Consider the following 13,091-nt stretch of genomic DNA (forward strand, 5'->3'; position numbering starts at 1 on the left):
CCTCTGAAAAGCGCGCGGACGACGCACGGACCCTTGCGGGTCCGCACGCTGCCGGTGCGTGGATGCCTGCTTAGAAGTCCGCGCGCAGGCCCAGGCTGATGCGACGGCCCGAGGTCTCATCCATGGTCGGGAAGGACGGGTCCATGGTGTAACCGCTGGTCCGCTCGTTGGTGAGGTTGATGCCCTTCAGGCTGATCTTGATGTTGTCGGTGATGCGGTAGCCGATCGACACATCCATCTGGCCATAGGCATCGCGCCAGATCGGGTACAGGTTGTAGCCGATCGATTCGACGTAGGCGCCCTTGTGGTTGTAGGACACGCGCGCGTCGAAGCGCGAATTCTCATAGTAGGCGGTGAGGTTCCAGGTCTTCTCCGACAGCCCCGGCATCGGGGTGCGGATGCCCAGGCTGGATTCGCCGGCCAGCGAGCTGTCCAGCATGGTGTAGTTGGCATTGATGCCAAACCCGTCCAGCCACGGCGTGAACATGTTCAGCGGCAGCTGCGCCACCAGTTCAACGCCATCGACCTGGTAGGAACCCTTGGCATTCACCGGCTGGTAGACGTCGAAATCGTAGATGCCATTGAGGCTGCCGTTGGCGTTGTATACCGCCACATCCTGCACCACGCCGGTCAGGGAGTTGATCACCACGCCATCGATGTTCTTGCGGAAGTAGCTGGCGGCGAACAGCGCGCCGTTGTCCAGGTACTTCTCCAGGCCGATCTCCCACTGCTTGGCATAGGTGGGCTTCAGCTCAGGATTGCCATCGGTGAAACGGTAGGAGCCCCAGCTGGCGGTGCGCTTGTAGGCGATGTCGGCCAGCGCCGGGCGCATCATCACCTTGGACGCCGCCGCGCGCAGCAGCAGGCCGTGCGACAGCTCGGCGGTCATGTTGAAGCTGGGCAGCAGGTCGTCATAGCTGCCGTCCTTCGACACCGGGGTGTCGGTGTAGCCGGTGCTGCCGTTGGGCAGCTGGATCGGGTGATAGCCGAACGAATCGACCTTGGTATCCACGTAGCGCGCACCCGCATTGACGGTGAACGGCACGCTGCCGATATCGAAGGCGAAGTCGGCCATCGCGTAGAAGCTCATCACCTTCTCGTCCACCTGGTAGAACTGGCCAGGATCGAACGGGGTCTGGAAGCCCGTGTAGCGGAACGCGCTGCGTGCGTAGTCGTTGGAGATCTGCTGCCAGGCCAGCCCGTTGTTGGAATAGCTGCCACCGGGAACGATGTCGTCGATGTACTGCAGCGGGCTGTCGGCCATCGTGCGGGTGTTGACCCAGGCGCTGCTGCCCGCGCTCGGCCCGGTGATCTTCAGCTCGCCGTACTGGCGCTCCTTGGAGCGGTCGGTATAGCGTGCACCGAACCGGACCGTGTGCAGCGCGGGCAGGAAGGCCATGTCCAGCAGGCGCGTGACATTGACCTGGGCGGCGTACTTGTCATCCTTCACCTTCTCCAGCGTGGTCTCGTAGGCCTCGAACAGGTACCGGCTCGGGTCGTTGTACATGTCGAAGCTGCCGGCGGCGGCGGTCGGGATGGTCTCACCGCTGCTGCCGGTCCAGCGGGTGCGCGACGGCGCATAGGCCACGTGCTTGAGGTTGGAGAAATCCGAGGTCTTCTCCGCGCCGGAGTAGCCCACCAGCGCATCCACGTACCAGCGGTCGCCCTTCCAGTCCATCGCCATGCTGTACTGGCTGTAGTCGGTCTTGTTGATCCGCTCCTTGCTCAGCATCTCGTGCTGGGTGGCGGTGTAGGACACATCACGCAGCACCACCATGCCGTACTCGGACAGCGTAGTGGCATCGTAGGCATGGATGGTGTCGAACGTACTGCGGCTGGACGCCGAATAGGCGGCAGCGTCGTACTCATCTTCGGTGCTGTCATAGCCGCCGACCATCGCGTCGAAGGTCAGGCTGAAGTTGTTGCTGGGCTTGTACTGCAGCGACCCTGTGGCGCCCCACTTGTCCTGTTCGTTGAGGTAGACGCGATCACCCACCTTGTCCTGGAACACGACCCGGTTGGTCTGCTCGGCATCATTGCGATTGGTGATGTTGACGCCCGCATCGCGCAGCAGCACGGCCTGCGCCTGGGTACCGCGGGTGCCCGAGGCGGTGAGGAAGCGCGAGGACGGCCGGAAGTTGATGCCCGAGGTGGAGTCGGTGCGGTTGGTGCGCTTGGACTGCGAGTACGAGACCAGCGCGCCCCAGTCACCCCAGGTATCGGCGGCAAGGAAGGCAAAACGCGGGTCCACCTCCTCCGAGATGCTGTTGTGCGCGCCTTCGGCGGAGAACACCAGCTTGCGTTCGTTGTAGTCGAACGGGCGAGCCGTGGAAATCTTCACCGAGCCGGCAATGCCGCCCTCTTCGTCGACGGCGGTGGGCGACTTCTGCACGGTCACCTGCTGGATGATCTCCGAGGCGAACATGTCGAACTCTACATCGCGACCGCCACTGCCCGAGGCGGTCGCCAGATCGTTGATCGAAACGTGGGTGTACTCCGAAGGCAGGCCACGCACATTGACCTTGGTGCCCAGGCCCTTGTTGCGCTCGATGGTCACGCCGGGCATGCGCTGCAGGGCTTCAGCGAGATTCTGTTCGGGAAAATCGGCCACGTCGGTCGCAACGATCGAATCCGAAAAGCCCACCGTGGCGCGCTTGATGTCCACGGCCTTCTCCAGGCTGCGGCTGTAGCTGCCGGTGACCTGGATGGTTTCAAGGTTGGCCGCCTGCGCATCGGAACTCGCAGCGCCGGCCGGTGCCGTTGCCGCAACTGCGCCCACTGCCGCCTCGGGTGCTGCCAGCGCGGAGGTGGCGGCCGGCGCGCTGGCGTCCTGTGCTTCGATGGTCACCGTGGTGGCATTGAGATAGCGGTAGCGCAGGCCGGTGCCGGCCAGCAGGCGGGTCAGCGCTGCGTCCGCGCTCAGGCCGGCCGGTACGCCCGGCGTGCGCGGATTGCCCGCATTCTGCGCGTTGTAGACGAACTGCAGGCCAGTCTGGCGCGACAGCGCGTTGAGCGCCCCATCCAGCGGCTGCGAGGCGATCGCTTCGCTGGCGACGCGTGCCGGTTCTGCGGCGTTGGCGCCGGCCGTGGCGGTGATCTGCAGTGCAAGGGCAATGGAAAGGAACAGGGTGCGGCGCATCGTAGGGTCCAGTAGGGAATGGCGGTGGTCGCGGAACAGGTGTGTTCCTGCATTCCCCATCTACGAGGGCGCAGCGCGCCGATCGGGCACCACTTATTCGATGAATTTTTTCTTACAGCGCCTGCGGCGCTCCAGCGCGCAACCGTACATGGATTCCGTCCGGTGCCACCTGCGTGACCAGCGTCGGTTGCTGGTCGAGGAACGCGCGCAGCGACGCCACGTCATCCGCGCGCAGGTTGCCGGTCAGGCGCAGCGCACCAGCGTCATCACTCACGTGCAGGCGCAGCGCGTTGCGCCGGTTGAAGCGGTCGGCCACGTCGCGCAGCGCCTCGTCGCGGAACAGCACCCGCCCCGTCCACCATGCCGTCATGCTGGCGGCATCCTCCTCGCGGATGCGCACGCGCTGGTCACGGTAGTCGACCTGTGCGGCCTGCCCGGCGCCCAGGTCGGCTAGCATGCGTCCGCGGCCACCATCGCCGCGGACGTGCACGCGCCCTTCGCTGACCCCGATGCGGGCCTGCTCGCGCAGCAGGGAAACATCGAACGTGGTGCCGATGTCCGTCACCTGCAGGCCAGCAGCATGTACTGCGAACGGGCGCCGGTCCTTGGCTACGACAAAGCTGGCTTGGCCACGTTCAAGCTCGACGCGCCGCCCCAGCAGGGTCATGCGCACCGAAATTTCGCTTTCAGCGTCCAGGCGCACGACGGTGCTGTCTGGCAGCGTTACCTGCCGCGGCATGCCATGTGCGGCCACATAGTGCCCGGTGCGCGGCCAAGCAGCGGTGGCGCCTACGCCTACAGCGAGCATCAGCGCCGCTGCTGCCGCGATGCGCGGCAAGCCGGGTGTGGGCCGGGCCCGGCGCTGGTTCGATGCAGTGACCGCGCGTGGCGACAACCGCACGACGTTGTGATCATTGCGCGTCGGCGCGGGAGCCTTCAACAGTGCGTCGACGTCATCCGGCATGTCGCGCAGCGCATCGGCCAGTGCACCGGCCACCTCGCTGATGGCCATGTACTCGCGCAGGTGTTCGGGGGAAACCAGCAGCCACTGCATGAAGGCGTGCTGCTGCGAAGGGCTGAGGTCGCCTTCGCGCTGCAGCGCGTGCCACTGCGCGGCGGCCAGGGTCAGCGCCGATGGATGTTCAGTGGCCACGCTCACGACCTCCCTGCCGGTTCGGCCAGCGCCCGGCGGCACACCGAAAGCCCGCGCACCACATGCTTCTTCACCATATGCGCTGACACGCCCATGCGTTCGGCGATCTGCTTGTAGCTCAGACCATCGCGGTACTGCATGACCAGCACCGCCCGGGTGTGTTCGGGCAGGGTCTCCAGCAACGTCTGCAGCCGTTGGCGGCGCTGCTCCCGTTCGGCGGCGTCTTCCACGCATTCCCCGCTGGCCAGGTTTTGGCCCGGGCCTTCGATCTCTTCGATGGACAGGGTCGACCAGCGCCGGCGCGCGGCCTGCTCGCGCGCCAGATTCTGCGCGACGGTGAACAGGTACGCTTCGGGGTTGGCGATCGGCTCGCCCTTGCCTTCATGCGCACGCAGCAGGCGCAGATAGGTTTCCTGCACCAGGTCTTCGGCGTCCTGCCGCGCACCGCGTCGCACGAAGAAGCCACGCAATAGCGGCGCGTGCTCTTCGAACATGCGCGCCAGGCGCCGTCTTGCCTGTTCGGCCACCTGCGTCGCCCCTGCCCCCTGAAGTGCGCCGCAAGGTACGGGCGCGGTGTGACGCCTTCATGACGACTTCACGTTGGCCATGGAGATGCTCCTTCTCCCACCCGGCTACGTATCGGCGGCATCCAGGCTGGCCCCTCTACGCCGTGACTGGCATCCTACGGCCCGGTAATCACTTCGAAACCGGCCGCTTTCCATTCGGGAAAGCCATCCTCCAGGCGCCGCACAGTGAAGCCCAGCGCCCTCAGTTTTTCCACGACCTCGAAGGACATCACGCAATACGGGCCTCGGCAGTAGGCCACGATCTCCCTGTCCTTGGGCAGGTTGATCAATGCCGCCTCCAGTTCCGAGGCGGGAACGTTCAAGGCACCGGGAAGATGGCCCAGGGCGTACTCCGACGAAGGCCGAACATCCAGAAGGGTCACTCCATCCGTCACCAGGCGCTCCAGCAGCGCTTCGCGCGATACGGGTTCAAGGGCGTCGCGCTGATCGAAGAAATCCCGCATGACACCCTGCACTTCGGCAACATTGCGCTCGCCGAAGCAGCCCAGCGCCCGCAGCAGCGCAACGACCTCGGCCTCGCCGGACAGGCTGTAATAGATACGCTTGCCTTGGCGATCGGGCTCCACCAGCCGGGCCCGCCGCAGCAACTGCAGGTGCCGCGAGGTATTGGCCACGCTCAACCCGGTCGCTTCTGCCAGCGCCTCGACGCTGCGCGGCCCCTGCGAAATCGCCTCCAGCAGCTCCAGCCGGTGGACATGGCCGATCGCCTGGGCGACGTCAGCCAGGGCGTGATAGATCGCCTGCCTGGGCTGGGGGATTGACTTTGCCTTGTCCATACTCAAACATTCTGCATATTGATTGAATGTAAGTCCAGTCACTGGCTGAACCCGCGTCACGGCACCCATCCTATCCAAGAACCGTCCCCATGCCCGGCAACCCCATGCATCGGCAGGTGTTCCTGCTGGCCAGCGCCCAGGCGCTGTTGCAGATTGTCTCGGTGATCGTCATGACCGTCGGCGGGCTGGCGGGTGCTCACCTCGCCGCTGCCCCGCAGTGGGCCACCCTCCCCATCGCGACCATGTTCCTGGGAACGGCATTGACCACCTTCCCCGCCGCCATGTGGATGGCCAGGGCCGGGCGGCGGGTCGGATTCATCTGCGGCTCGCTGTTGGGCCTGGCCGGCGGCGGCATTGCTGCGCTGGGAATCGCCCGGCATTCGATGGCCTTGCTGGCTGCCGGCACGCTGCTGGTGGGCGCATACCAGGCCTTCGCGCAGTTCTATCGTTTCGCCGCCAGCGAGGTGGCAGACGAAGCATTCCGCCCCCGGGCGATTTCGCTGGTGATGGCGGGCGGCATCATTGCGGCGCTGGTCGGGCCATCGCTGGCCCGCCTGGGCGGCCCGTTGTTGCAGGCGGAATATCAAGGCTCCTTCATCATCCTCGCCGTGGTCTCGCTGGTGGCGACCGGGGTGCTGGCGGGATTGCGAATGCCGGCCACCTCGAAAACCGAGCCGGGTGAGCCCGCCGGGCGCCCATGGCAGCAGATCGTGTTCCATCCCGCGTACCTGGTGGCGCTGTTCGGCGCTGCGACCGGCTATGGAATCATGATCCTGGCGATGACGGCGACGCCCATTGCCATGGTCCACCACCATCACGCCCTTGGCAGTGCCGCAACGGTGATCCAGCTCCATGTGCTGGGCATGTTCCTGCCCTCGTTCCTTACCGGATCGCTGATCGCTCGTTTTGGCGCTGTCCGCATCATGCTGGCCGGTGCGGTGATCTTCGTCGGGCATGTACTGATGACGACCACCGGCACTGGATTCGGCTCCTTTGCGACGGCACTGGTCATGCTCGGCGTGGGCTGGAACTTCATGTACGTGGGAGGCACGGCACTGCTCACCACGACCTACACGCAGGCCGAGCGCGCCCGGGCACAGGCGATCAACGACATGACCATCTTCGTTGTCGGTCTGGGCTGTTCGTTTGGTGCAGGAGGCCTGTTGGATGCGCTTGGCTGGCAGCGCATGAACCTGATGCTGATTCCGTGGCTGCTGGCCGCGGCGGCGGCACTGGCCTGGCTTGGGCGCAAAGGGCGGCGCGCCGCCCTGGCATCGGGTGTGTAGATGCGGCGTTGCGTCGGCAGAGGGCTATTACTGTGACGCGTCACGCTCGAGCGGAACTCAGCCCGCGATCCCCAGCCCCTTGCCCGCCGCGTCCAGCCGCAACGAAGCCAGGTAGCGGCAGTACTTGCCAATGAACAGGCCGGTGAATCCACCCGACAGCAGCAGGTACGCCGCGCTGGCGCCGGCATGGTTGGTCAATGCGGGCGAGATCGCAAAGGCGACTTCGAAGCCGTACTTCACCAGGAACGTGACCAGCAGCAGCGGCAACACGCTGTAGTCCGCATTGCGCCAGAGCTTCCCGGTGGCGCTGTCGAACGTCAGCTTCACGTGGCCCAGCAGCAGCCACCCCAGCGCCGCGCCCGAGCCGATGCCGGCCAGCCACTCAGCCCAGGTACTCAGGGACATCCCGTAGCGGTGGCTGATCGACCAGGCACCCCATACGGTGAACAGCACAGGCACCACGGCCAGCTTCTGCAGGGACGTTTCGCCCGGCTTCATGGCGGCAATACCGCGCGTGACCAGGAAGGCCAGAAGCAGCCAGACCCAGGTAGGCGTCTGCGACACAAGGTGCTGGAGCATGTTCATGGGTCGTCCCTCGGCTGAATGGTGGCGGAGCGTCTCCGCCTTGGTGCTCACTATTCGCTTCCAGCCCAGTTGCGGCCAGTGACAGCTGTCAGCCATCGAGGGTTACTTGGGGGAACGGAATGAGACGAGGACGCTCTCGATCCAATCCACATACCGCGACACCCGAACGTTGTGCACCACCTGGCCGTAAAAGCCCGCCTCGAGAGCATGCTCGGGAACGGCGCTGATCCAGGAGCCCAAGCCGACCAACTGCCAGGTTCCATGATCCTCGACCAGCAACGGTCCACCGCTGTCGCCGTTGCCGAGCACCCCCTCGAGCGGCAGGCCCTGCGGCGGCGCATCGAACCGATACCAGAGATAGCGATCGTTGCCGCCGGTAATGGCGTTGCATGCGCGCCGCAAGGCGGTTCGATGCGATCCTCCCGGCACCAGCCCAACCGCACCATTGCCTGTGGCGCCCTTGCCTATCAGGGTGGCGGCCTGCGTGACCTCGGCATTGCCGCGATAGAGCGCCACGGGTGGCACATCGTTCACCGGCGCTGCGAGCCGGATCAACGCAATGTCATCCGATCCGGCCAGGAACGCGTGGATCTTCGCGGGGCTGCCCGTCGCCAGCGCCTCCTTGCCCAGCGCATCGGGCATCTTCCTGTAGCCGGGGTGCAGTATCACCCGCTCCACGCCGTAGTCGGTTCCATTGATGGCGATCGCCTGCCCCATTCCTTCCATCGGTGCGGCATGCGCTGCAGTCAGCACCCATCGCGGCGCGATCAGAACGCCCTGCCCCTCGCCCGGCATGTCGGCCAGGGCTGGAAATTCGGATCCATCGATCCGGTATCGGGCATCGTCCACATCGTGCCGGATCACGACGGCCCCGGCAACGGATGGCAGGGCGGCGAACGCGAGGAGCAGCCAGCGAATCATGTGGACCTTTGTCGTTGCGTTCAGTTGCAGCAGCCTAGCCGAACACTTCCCGCAAAGTCAGTGCCTGCGACCGGACCTCCACGTTCAACGACGAACGCAGTGAAAACCGCCTTCGAAGAGGCTCCGGCCACATGCCGTTAACGGCCCGGCCCTATGCTGGAGCTTCATGCAAACCCACGAGGCGCGACCCATGACCAAGCTGCACACCCTGCTGCTGACCGGCAGCCTGCTCGCCCTGAGCCCGCTGGCCTCGGCCGAGACCGTGAACCTGACCAACAGCGCCGACGGCGCCAACCGCGAAGCCGGCATCACGGCGGTGAAGAAGAAACTGCAGGATGCGTGTGCCGACCGCAAGGGCTCGCCCGATGCCGCCTCGTTCGAAGTGGTGTTCGAGAAGACCAGCGAGAACCCCAACGTACCCAAGCCCTACTATGTGGACGGCCGGATGAAGTGCGAACTGCCGGGCTGAAGGGCCAGGCCCTACTCCTGTTCCAGCTCCTTCAATACGGCGCGCAGGCGCGCATCATTGGGTGCCAGCGCCGCCGCCGTGCGGTAGCTGTTGATCGCCTGCTTGCGCTGGCCATTGGCCCGGTAGGCTTCGCCCAGGCTGTCATGCACATTCGCCGATTGCGGGTGCGCGCGGGCATTCCACTGGAACACGGCCACTGATTCCGGCACGCGCTTCATCCTCAACAGGCGATAGCCCAGCGAGTTCAGCGCCTTCTCGGAGGTGTCGTACTGGCTGGCCGAAGGCCCCAGTGCCTCGTAGGCGCGGGTCATGCCCGGCACACCCGCTGACAGTGCGGCCGGCACCAGCAGGGTGCCCAGATTCTTCCGGGCCAGGGTAACCGGCATGCCGTGCAGCACGCCCATCAGTTCCTTGCCGAGACTCGCTGCGGTTTCGCCCTGCCAATAGTTGTCCAGCACGATCACCACCGACTGGTCCTGCCCGGCGCGGAGCCAGTAGGTCTGGTAGCCCGGAACGCTGCCTGTATGCGATTCCACCGGGTAGCTGCCACCTGCAGGCAAGGGCCAGTTCTCCACTTCCCAGCCGTAGCCATAGCCCGAGCGATGGTTGGTCCACATGGCCTGCCGCGAAGGCGCGCTCAGCAGCGAATCATCCTGCAGGGCCTGGTCCAGCCGCAGCAGATCGTCAACGGTGGAGTACAGGCCGGCGGCCGAGAACGAGACGCTCGGATCGATGGGCATCGGGCGGGCCAGGCTGAAGTCCGGCCGGGTCTGGTAGCCGGTCGCCAGGCGCGGGATGAGTGCGCTGGTGCTGTACAGCCCGCTGTTGGTCATGCCGGCCTTGCCCAGGATCCGGCGCTGCAGGTTGGCCTCGTAGCTGGCACCCGTTGCCTTCTCGATGATCAGCCCGAGCAGGAAATAGCCATTGTTGTTGTAGCGCCACTCGGCCCCCGGCGCGCTCTGCAGCGTGCCGGGAATCCACGCTTTGGCGAAGTCATCGGGCGCCAGCGAGAGCCGGGCCTGCGTCTGCCACCACGGGTCTTCGTAACTGCGCGGCAGGTCGGCAATGCCGGACGTGTGATTCAACAGCTGCGCCACCGTGACCGCAGCCGCAGGCGTGCCGGCATAGAGCGCGGGCAGGTACTCGCCCAGCGTGCCGTCCAGCCGTAATGTGTTTTCCTGCACCAGCTGCATCACCAGGATGGCGGTGATCGGCTTGCTCAGCGAGCCGATGCGGAAAACACCATCCTCGACGTTCGGCACCTGCCATTCGCGGTTGGCCAGTCCATGGGCGCCCCGATACAGGATGCGCCCGTGCTGGGCGACAAGCACGACGCCGTTGAAATCACGATTCGCTGCATAACTGTCCACCAGCTGCGCGATCTCGGCCGGGCCAGCGGCCGCCCTCGCCTGCCCGGCGATGCCGGCCAGCAACACCAGCGAACCCGCCGCTGCGGAAACCATCCTCAGCACTGACCGCTTCCACTCCATGGAGAACTGCAGGATGGCGCTGGGCATCTACCTACCTCACGAGTCGATGCCGCAGTGTAGCGGTGCCGGGCTGCCGCGAACGCGTCCCGGCCGCCATGACTGATGGCCTATGATGGGCTGGACGCCAGTGCGCGCTGCCGATAGCGCTCGATCCACGCCAGCGACGGTGCGATGCCGCCAAACGGAAAGAAGTGCGGACTGACCGCGCCATGGGCGTCGGTCAGCCCCCGCACGAGGTGGTCGACAAACACCTCCGGCCCGGCCGTTCCCAGCAACCGGCCGATCGAGATGCCGTACCGCGCCAGCATCGAGGCACTGGCTCCCACGCCACACATCGCGGCGTAGCGCGCCAGCCGCGTGATGCTGGCCGGCCCTGGCACGCCCACCAGCACCGGAACGCGGATGCCGCGGGAGCGCAGATCATCCAGCCAGGCCAGGACGATGTCGGCATCAAAGGCGAACTGGGTGATGATCAGCGGCGCCATGCGCCGTGCTTCGATGGCCTGGCACTTGCGTTCAAGCACCTGCCAGCGTTCGCCACTGCCCATCACCGGATGGCCTTCCGGGTGCCCGCCGATGGCGACCACCTTGATGCCGGCGCCTTCGAGAATGCCGGTGTCGATGATCGCGGCACTGTCGGCGAACGGCCCGGCCGGCGCCGCCAGATCGCCGGCGATCAACAGGCATCGTTCCACCCCGGCCTCACTGGCGGCACGCTGCATGAAACGCTCAAGCGCAGCCCGCGACTCGATGCGGCGCGCCGACAGATGTGGCATCGGCTCGAAACCCAGCTGGCGCACGATGCGTGCCGCTGCCAGACGCGCGTTGTCGTCTTCGCTTGCCAGGTACGGAATGGAAATGGTCGTGCCCGGCGCGATGCGATCTGCTTCGGCGCGCAACGCAGGCAGGGCCTTCGCACTGACCTCCAGTGAATACCTGTTGATGAAAGCCGCTGCCCGGGCAGGCGCACGTGCGGACATCACCCGCCCCCGCGCACGTTGCCGGCGATGGGCGTGCTGTTGCGGGCCAGTTCGACGAAGGCCTGCAGGTAGTCGATGGCGGTGTCCGCCTCGCGTGCCCCCAGGTAGATCTGCTTGGGTATGCCCTTCGCGCCCAGTCGCACCGGCACCACGTCCATGCGCGCGGCGTACTCTTCCACCAGCCAGCGCGGCATGGCGGCGACGCCGCGCCCGCTGGCCACCATCTGCATCATGATGTCGGTGGTTTCAATGGTCTTGTGGCGACGCGGCGTGATGCCGGCCGGCAGCAGGAACTGGTTGTAGATGTCCAGCCGCTCGAACGGCACCGGGTAGCTGATCAGCACTTCCTGGCCGAGCTGGCGCGGCTTTACGTGGTCTACCTTGGCCAAGGCGTGGCTGCTGGCCACCACCAGCACCTGCTCGTAGTCGAACACGGGCACGAACTTCAGGCCGGGCTTGAGCAGCGGATCGGGCGTGACCAGCAGGTCGATCTCGTAGCCGAACAGCGCGCCGATGCCGCCGAACTGGAACTTCTGCTTGACGTCCACGTCCACGTCCGGCCACGCGGCCAGGTAGGGCGAGACGATCTTCAGCAGCCACTGGTAGCAGGGGTGGCATTCCATGCCGATGCGCAGCGCGCCGCGCTCGCCCTGCGCGAACTGGCCCAATCGCTCCTCGGCCAGGTCCAGCTGCGGCAGCACGCGATTGGCCACCGCCAGCAGGTACTGCCCGGCCTGGGTCAGGCGCAGGCTGCGGCCTTCGCGCAACCAGACATCGGTGCCGAGCTGCTGCTCCAGCTTCTTCATGCTGTGGCTGAGCGCCGACTGGGTCAGGTTGAGGACGCCGGCAGCGGCGGTCAACGAGCCCTGCTGCTCGACCTGCTGCACGATGCTGAGGTGGATACGCTCCAGCATGATGATGAATCCCGCTCATGGATTGGTGAAGTAATACCATTTTACGTCATGGAAGGGCATGGCTAGCATCGGCTCATGCCTTCGGTTGCCTGTACGCCCGGTCACCCCGCCGGCCCGCAGGACTGCGTCCGCGCAGACCGCCCGAAGCAGCCCCTCCCCAGCTGAAAGCAAACCGATGACCCGCCCCCTCCGTATCGTCGCCGTCTCTGGCGGACTGCAGCGCCCCTCGCGGGCTGCAACCCTGGCCGAGCACCTGCTGGACCTGATCGGCGAAGACGTTGCCTGCGAACCGCACCTGATCGAGCTGGGCGAGCTGGCGCCGCAGCTGGCTGGCGCGCTGTGGCGATCGCAGCTGCCCGAGGCGGTGGAGCGGCAGCTGGCCGCGGTCGAGCAGGCCGACGTGCTGGTGGTGGCCACGCCGGTCTACCGCGGCTCCTACACGGGGCTGTTCAAGCACTTTTTCGACTTCATCCACCAGGACGCGCTGGTCGATACCCCCATCCTGCTGGCCGCCACTGGCGGCAGCGAACGCCACGCGCTGGTGATCGACCACCAGCTGCGGCCGCTCTTCAGCTTCTTCCAGGCCCGCACCCTGCCACTGGGTGTCTATGCCACCGACCGCGATTTCGCCGATGGCCGCGTGCACAACGAGGCGCTGATCCAGCGGGCGCGGCTGGCGGTGCAGCGGGCGATGCCCCTGCTTGCCCTGTCCCACCGCGCCGCACCGGCCACCGCCGAGATCGCAGCAGCCCTTTGAATGCCGAATGCCGCAATCCTGCATTCGGATGTGA

General features: G+C 66.0%; 12 protein-coding genes. 3 read left to right on the plus strand and 9 right to left on the minus strand.

Annotation, left to right across the window (positions count from 1 at the left end; all coding sequences use genetic code 11):
* Window positions 1-70: 70 nt before the first annotated feature.
* The 4 genes from K5L94_RS11885 to K5L94_RS11900 all read right to left on the minus strand — a co-directional run bounded on the left by K5L94_RS11885 (window position 71) and on the right by K5L94_RS11900 (window position 5,655).
* Window positions 71-3,139 (minus strand): TonB-dependent receptor, encoded by a 3,069-nt coding sequence (locus tag K5L94_RS11885; RefSeq protein ID WP_274510505.1) that lies wholly within the window; start codon window positions 3,137-3,139, stop codon window positions 71-73.
* Window positions 3,140-3,251: 112 nt separating this feature from the next.
* The gene (locus tag K5L94_RS11890) at window positions 3,252-4,292 is read right to left on the minus strand and encodes a FecR family protein (protein ID WP_274510506.1); all 1,041 of its coding nucleotides are present in this window, start codon (window positions 4,290-4,292) and stop codon (window positions 3,252-3,254) included.
* Between the two features lie 2 nt (window positions 4,293-4,294).
* Window positions 4,295-4,786 carry an RNA polymerase sigma factor gene (locus K5L94_RS11895; protein WP_080374918.1) on the minus strand — a complete coding sequence of 164 codons (492 nt, stop codon included), beginning with the start codon at window positions 4,784-4,786 and terminating at the stop codon, window positions 4,295-4,297.
* A gap of 188 nt (window positions 4,787-4,974) precedes the next feature.
* Complete coding sequence (locus K5L94_RS11900) at window positions 4,975-5,655, minus strand: ArsR/SmtB family transcription factor (protein WP_274510507.1); 681 nt, start codon at window positions 5,653-5,655, stop codon at window positions 4,975-4,977.
* Window positions 5,656-5,744: 89 nt separating this feature from the next.
* On the opposite strand from K5L94_RS11900, the gene K5L94_RS11905 reads away from it, so the two are divergent.
* Window positions 5,745-6,941: an MFS transporter gene (locus tag K5L94_RS11905; protein ID WP_274510508.1), complete on the plus strand. Its 1,197-nt coding sequence runs from the start codon at window positions 5,745-5,747 to the stop codon at window positions 6,939-6,941.
* Window positions 6,942-6,998: 57 nt separating this feature from the next.
* On the opposite strand, the gene K5L94_RS11910 is transcribed toward K5L94_RS11905, so the two are convergent.
* Complete coding sequence (locus tag K5L94_RS11910) at window positions 6,999-7,526, minus strand: DUF6622 family protein (protein ID WP_053449793.1); 528 nt, start codon at window positions 7,524-7,526, stop codon at window positions 6,999-7,001.
* Window positions 7,527-7,628: 102 nt separating this feature from the next.
* Complete coding sequence (locus K5L94_RS11915) at window positions 7,629-8,447, minus strand: S1 family peptidase (RefSeq protein ID WP_164087494.1); 819 nt, start codon at window positions 8,445-8,447, stop codon at window positions 7,629-7,631.
* A 190-nt stretch (window positions 8,448-8,637) separates the two neighbouring features.
* Between K5L94_RS11915 and K5L94_RS11920 the strand changes: the two genes are divergently transcribed.
* On the plus strand, window positions 8,638-8,916 hold the full coding sequence (locus K5L94_RS11920) for a hypothetical protein (RefSeq protein ID WP_274510509.1): 279 nt from the start codon (window positions 8,638-8,640) through the stop codon (window positions 8,914-8,916).
* Between the two features lie 11 nt (window positions 8,917-8,927).
* On the opposite strand, the gene K5L94_RS11925 is transcribed toward K5L94_RS11920, so the two are convergent.
* The 3 genes from K5L94_RS11925 to K5L94_RS11935 all read right to left on the minus strand — a co-directional run bounded on the left by K5L94_RS11925 (window position 8,928) and on the right by K5L94_RS11935 (window position 12,300).
* The gene (locus K5L94_RS11925; RefSeq protein WP_274510510.1) at window positions 8,928-10,433 is read right to left on the minus strand and encodes a class A beta-lactamase-related serine hydrolase; all 1,506 of its coding nucleotides are present in this window, start codon (window positions 10,431-10,433) and stop codon (window positions 8,928-8,930) included.
* A gap of 80 nt (window positions 10,434-10,513) precedes the next feature.
* Window positions 10,514-11,386 carry a methylenetetrahydrofolate reductase gene (locus K5L94_RS11930; protein ID WP_274510511.1) on the minus strand — a complete coding sequence of 291 codons (873 nt, stop codon included), beginning with the start codon at window positions 11,384-11,386 and terminating at the stop codon, window positions 10,514-10,516.
* Window positions 11,386-12,300, minus strand: a complete 915-nt coding sequence (locus tag K5L94_RS11935; RefSeq protein WP_274510512.1) for a LysR family transcriptional regulator — start codon at window positions 12,298-12,300, stop codon at window positions 11,386-11,388. The genes K5L94_RS11930 and K5L94_RS11935 overlap by 1 nt, the downstream gene beginning before the upstream one ends.
* 175 nt (window positions 12,301-12,475) lie before the next feature.
* On the opposite strand from K5L94_RS11935, the gene msuE reads away from it, so the two are divergent.
* Window positions 12,476-13,057, plus strand: a complete 582-nt coding sequence (gene msuE / locus K5L94_RS11940; protein ID WP_053449799.1) for an FMN reductase — start codon at window positions 12,476-12,478, stop codon at window positions 13,055-13,057.
* Window positions 13,058-13,091 lie beyond the last annotated feature (34 nt).

This window comes from Stenotrophomonas forensis (assembly GCF_028752115.1).
In the GTDB taxonomy this organism is placed as follows: domain Bacteria; phylum Pseudomonadota; class Gammaproteobacteria; order Xanthomonadales; family Xanthomonadaceae; genus Stenotrophomonas; species Stenotrophomonas forensis.